Annotated in this window: 4 protein-coding genes; 3 read left to right on the top strand and 1 reads right to left on the bottom strand. The window is 44.9% G+C overall.

What is annotated here, in order from left to right; all coding sequences use genetic code 11:
- Nucleotides 1–94: 94 nt before the first annotated feature.
- Nucleotides 95–424 (top strand): DUF4951 domain-containing protein, encoded by a 330-nt coding sequence (locus B4033_RS01145; protein ID WP_286831294.1) that lies wholly within the window; start codon nucleotides 95–97, stop codon nucleotides 422–424.
- Between the two features lie 46 nt (nucleotides 425–470).
- Here the strand turns inward: B4033_RS01145 and gspE are convergent, their stop codons facing one another.
- Nucleotides 471–1,964 (bottom strand): type II secretion system ATPase GspE, encoded by a 1,494-nt coding sequence (gene gspE, locus B4033_RS01140; RefSeq protein WP_286831292.1) that lies wholly within the window; start codon nucleotides 1,962–1,964, stop codon nucleotides 471–473.
- A gap of 103 nt (nucleotides 1,965–2,067) precedes the next feature.
- Here gspE and B4033_RS01135 point away from each other — a divergent pair, with 103 nt between their 5' ends.
- Together B4033_RS01135 and B4033_RS01130 are read left to right on the top strand one after the other, a co-directional pair.
- On the top strand, nucleotides 2,068–2,889 hold the full coding sequence (locus B4033_RS01135) for a hypothetical protein (protein WP_286831289.1): 822 nt from the start codon (nucleotides 2,068–2,070) through the stop codon (nucleotides 2,887–2,889).
- A 9-nt stretch (nucleotides 2,890–2,898) separates the two neighbouring features.
- Nucleotides 2,899–3,822, top strand: a complete 924-nt coding sequence (locus tag B4033_RS01130) for a mechanosensitive ion channel family protein (RefSeq protein ID WP_076753112.1) — start codon at nucleotides 2,899–2,901, stop codon at nucleotides 3,820–3,822.
- Nucleotides 3,823–4,017 lie beyond the last annotated feature (195 nt).

Below are 4,017 nucleotides of genomic sequence, written 5' to 3'. Positions count from 1 at the left end.
CTTATTCGCATTTATTATTGAGTTTATTTTGATGTAAAAGCCTCTTCTCCTCATCACACTGTTTTTAAGTATCCCTATCTCCTCTCTTGCAGATGTGCAAGTTTCTGAAAAAATTCGCCCTCAAGTCAAATCCTTGGTGAATCTAGATATTGATCGACTTGCTATTCCTCCTACACCGCATAACATGAGCCTGCCTGAGTTTGGGCAAGATGTAATTGGCTGGGGCACAGGCCCTCAAGATGCAGAAACACGTTTAAAACATGTTAGTAAAGCTGATGTTGAAAAGATGAAACAGGTGGGTTTAACTGTAGAAATAGCGAAAACCTGGCAAAATTTTTATAAAAATGAGACTCAACGCAATGCCGGCAATCCAATCGCTCCATTGCGTGCCCAACTCATGAAGAAAATTATCGACTTGTGGTAATTTATTAAAAAGCAGTCCAACTGGCTACTTTTTAACAGTTCTATCATTAAGCTAGTTCTGCTGCTTCGTTGGTGACACGCAGTACTTCTTCCACCGTCGTCTTACCTGCCAGCACTTTACGTAAGCCATCATCACGAATAGAACCAGATTGTTGACGTGCGTAACTTTCTAACTCGTATTCTGGTGCATTACCATGAATCAGACGGCGCATATGCTCATCCACCGGGACAATTTCATAGATCGCAGTTCGACCAGTAAAGCCTGTATGTGAGCAGCGTTCACAACCTTTTGGCTGTGGTAATTCTAATTGTGTCCCATTATGGACATGGGCAAACAGACCTTGTTCAAATTCATCCGCTACATGCCAGGTCGCACAATGTGAACAGAGAGTACGTACCAGACGCTGGGCAACCACCCCGATCAGTGAACTGGATAATAAGAAAGGTTCAATCCCCATGTCTTTAAGACGGGTTACTGCACCAATTGCAGTATTGGTATGCAGGGTTGATAAAACCAGGTGACCTGTTAAAGAAGCCTGTACTGCTATTTCTGCTGTTTCTAGGTCACGAATCTCACCCACCATGACAACATCGGGATCCTGACGTAGCATCGCTTTTAAAGCACGGGCAAAGGTCATATCCACTTTGGTATTTACCTGCGTCTGCCCAATACCTTCCAATTGATACTCGACCGGATCTTCCGCAGTCAGGATATTCTTGGAACCATCATTCAGATCGGAAAGTGCTGCATAAAGTGTCGTCGTTTTACCCGAACCAGTTGGGCCAGTGACTAGAATAATTCCGTGTGGACGATGCACCAAAGTCTTGAGGCGATCGTAATCATTATTCCTTAAACCCAAATGGGTCATGTTCAGGCGACCCGCCTGTTTGTCCAATAGACGCATTACCACGCGCTCCCCATACGAAGATGGCAAGGTAGAAACACGGACATCGACTTCACGCCCTGCTAGGCGCAACGAAATACGACCGTCTTGGGGAATACGCTTTTCCGCAATATCCAGCTTGGCCATGACTTTAATCCGCGAGACTAACAGCGGTGCCAGTTCACGGCGTGGCTGTACAATTTCGCGTAACTGACCATCAACCCGCAAGCGGACTGAAAGTTTCTTCTCAAAGGATTCAATATGAATATCGGAAGCACCCACACGGATTGCTTCTGAAAGTAAGGCATTGATCAGGCGGACAATCGGCGCATCATCTTCCTGATCCATTAAATCTTCAGCTTCAGGGACAGAATCGGCCAGACTAAGCAAATCTGGATGGTCTTCCAGACCAGCTGCGACTTGTTGTGATTCGCCACTGTCTCCAGCGAAACTGCTACTGAGTAATTGGTTAAATTCGTGATCATTGCAGAGCTGATACTGGGCAGGATGGCCTAAAAAACGGCGTGCTTCCTGCAATGCAAGCATCGAGGTATTATCACGACGGACGATAAAGACCTGATCCCCTTCATAACGCAACAACACCCCATGGCGTTTGGCAAAACTATAAGGGATTTGTAATTGTTTCAGTACTTGCATCGTAGAATTATAATAATAGTGAAAAAATTTAAATTGAGTGTACTCTAAGCACATGACAGCGTGAAGTATGTTTAGAAAGATTTAGTACGAAAGGACAGCCGCATTGCCACACGATCAAGTTGATTTTTCCTCTGCTCAGCCCTCTATTCATTGGTGGGGGGAACAGAATTTTGAAATAAATGAGTCCAAAGCCTGGCAATTTGGTTCGCTGCTGTTCCGTCTGACACGTGGCTTGCAGGAATGGCGTCTGGAGTATTACCGCCCTGTGGTACAGTTTGACTATGAGCAGAAATGGTACCAGATCGAAGATCCCCATTTTGCCTTTCCCCAGCCAGTGAAAATTGAACGCTATATGTTCAAGTCCACCAAAAGTAAACTGCGACTCATGCCTCGTCTGGCAGATCGTTCTGTAGTGATCAAACCCGTCGATCCCATTTATATTCCTGCCGGGCAACGCGGAACCCTATATATCAGTACGCCACTGTGGATTGCCGGCTTTGTCGATGGACAGCGAAATCCAATTTTTGATGTTCCGGTAATTCTACCCAAAGATACCTGGTTTGGCCCGAATCATCGTTCTGGGGAAATTTGTTATGCCACAGCAGTCGATGGTCGTACTGAGCTAAAACAGCTGACGCCGCGTGCATTTCGTGCTGTAACCCCAATTGAATTCCACAATACCAGTAATCAGCAACTGCGCTTTGACCGTATGAATGTACCCGTGCCCGCCCTACCACTGTTTTTCAGTGCCAGCACGGGACGTCTTTGGACCTCGCAAATTAAAGTCCTGCATGAAGGTCTGGATCGCCCACCTCGAATTCGGATTGAAAACCGTACCCCACCACATGCCGGTGAAGTGGACTATCTACATCCGCCACGTGACCCTGCAGGCAACCTGTTCAATATGTTTGATTCATTCTTTTAAGGACGGCTAATGGCAAACTCAAGTATTTCTGCTGAAGTCACCAATAGCCTGAAAGGCGTATTTACCAGTATCAATACTGATCGGCTGACAGAAATTGCTGTCGCAATCGTACTGTGTTTTATTGGTTTTTTAATTGCACGTTTTTTCTCGAATGCCTTTATCCGGACGATTGGTCTACGCTTTAATGCCCATCAGCAAATGGTCTGGCGTCGTGGGATTTTTTACTTCATTTTCCTGCTGTTTGTCATGGCCAGCTTAAAGGAAGCTGGCTTTAAGCTCAGTGTCTTCTTAGGTGCAGCAGGTATTTTGACAGTTGCACTGGGTTTCGCATCTCAGACCTCAGCATCTAACCTGATCAGCGGTATGTTCCTGATTGGTGAAGGTTCTTTTGAAGTTGGTGATACCATTCAGATTACCCTGATTCGTGGGCATACCATTGAAGGTGAAGTCATTTCGATTGACCTGCTCTCAGTCAAATTATTAACCCAGGATAACATCTATGTCCGGTTGCCGAATGAGCAACTGATCCGTGCCCCGGTACACAACCTGTCCAAATTTCCGATCCGGCGAATTCCGATCACATTGGCGATTAATTTCCATGAAGACATTATCAAGGTTCGTGAAGTGCTGCTAGATGTAGCAAACAAATATCCAATGGTGCTTGCTGATCCAAAACCAGCTGTGACAGTAACTGCTTTCCGGGAATCATCCATTGAATTACTATTTGCAGTCTGGTGCCAAGGTGAAAACTTTTTAAAAGTTCGTGATGAAATGCAGGAACGCATTCGTAATGGTTTCCTGGAAAATCATATTGAGATTCCTGTACCAAAAATGGGCTTTGTAGATCATCCGCTTGCGCGTCCGCTAAAAAATGAAGATGTTGATCAATATGCCAATGAGAAGGAATTGAAGAGGGAGCCGGATTTAAAATAACTTTTTTTAAATCCCTCCTAACCTCGCTTTACAAAGAGAGGAATTGTCATAAAAAGCCGCTCTTTTCCTTGCACATTGCTTAAAGCTTGCAGGGTTTGGGAGATTAAATTAACGCTCAAATGTAGTTAATTTAGATTCAAACCCTCTTCTCCCCATCCGGCATTGGTGCAATATAAGCAATCAACAACATCACTC

Source organism: Acinetobacter sp. UBA3132 (assembly GCF_002364825.1).
GTDB classification, from domain to species: Bacteria; Pseudomonadota; Gammaproteobacteria; order Pseudomonadales; family Moraxellaceae; genus Acinetobacter; species Acinetobacter schindleri.
This window is presented reverse-complemented; position numbering and strand designations above follow the sequence as displayed.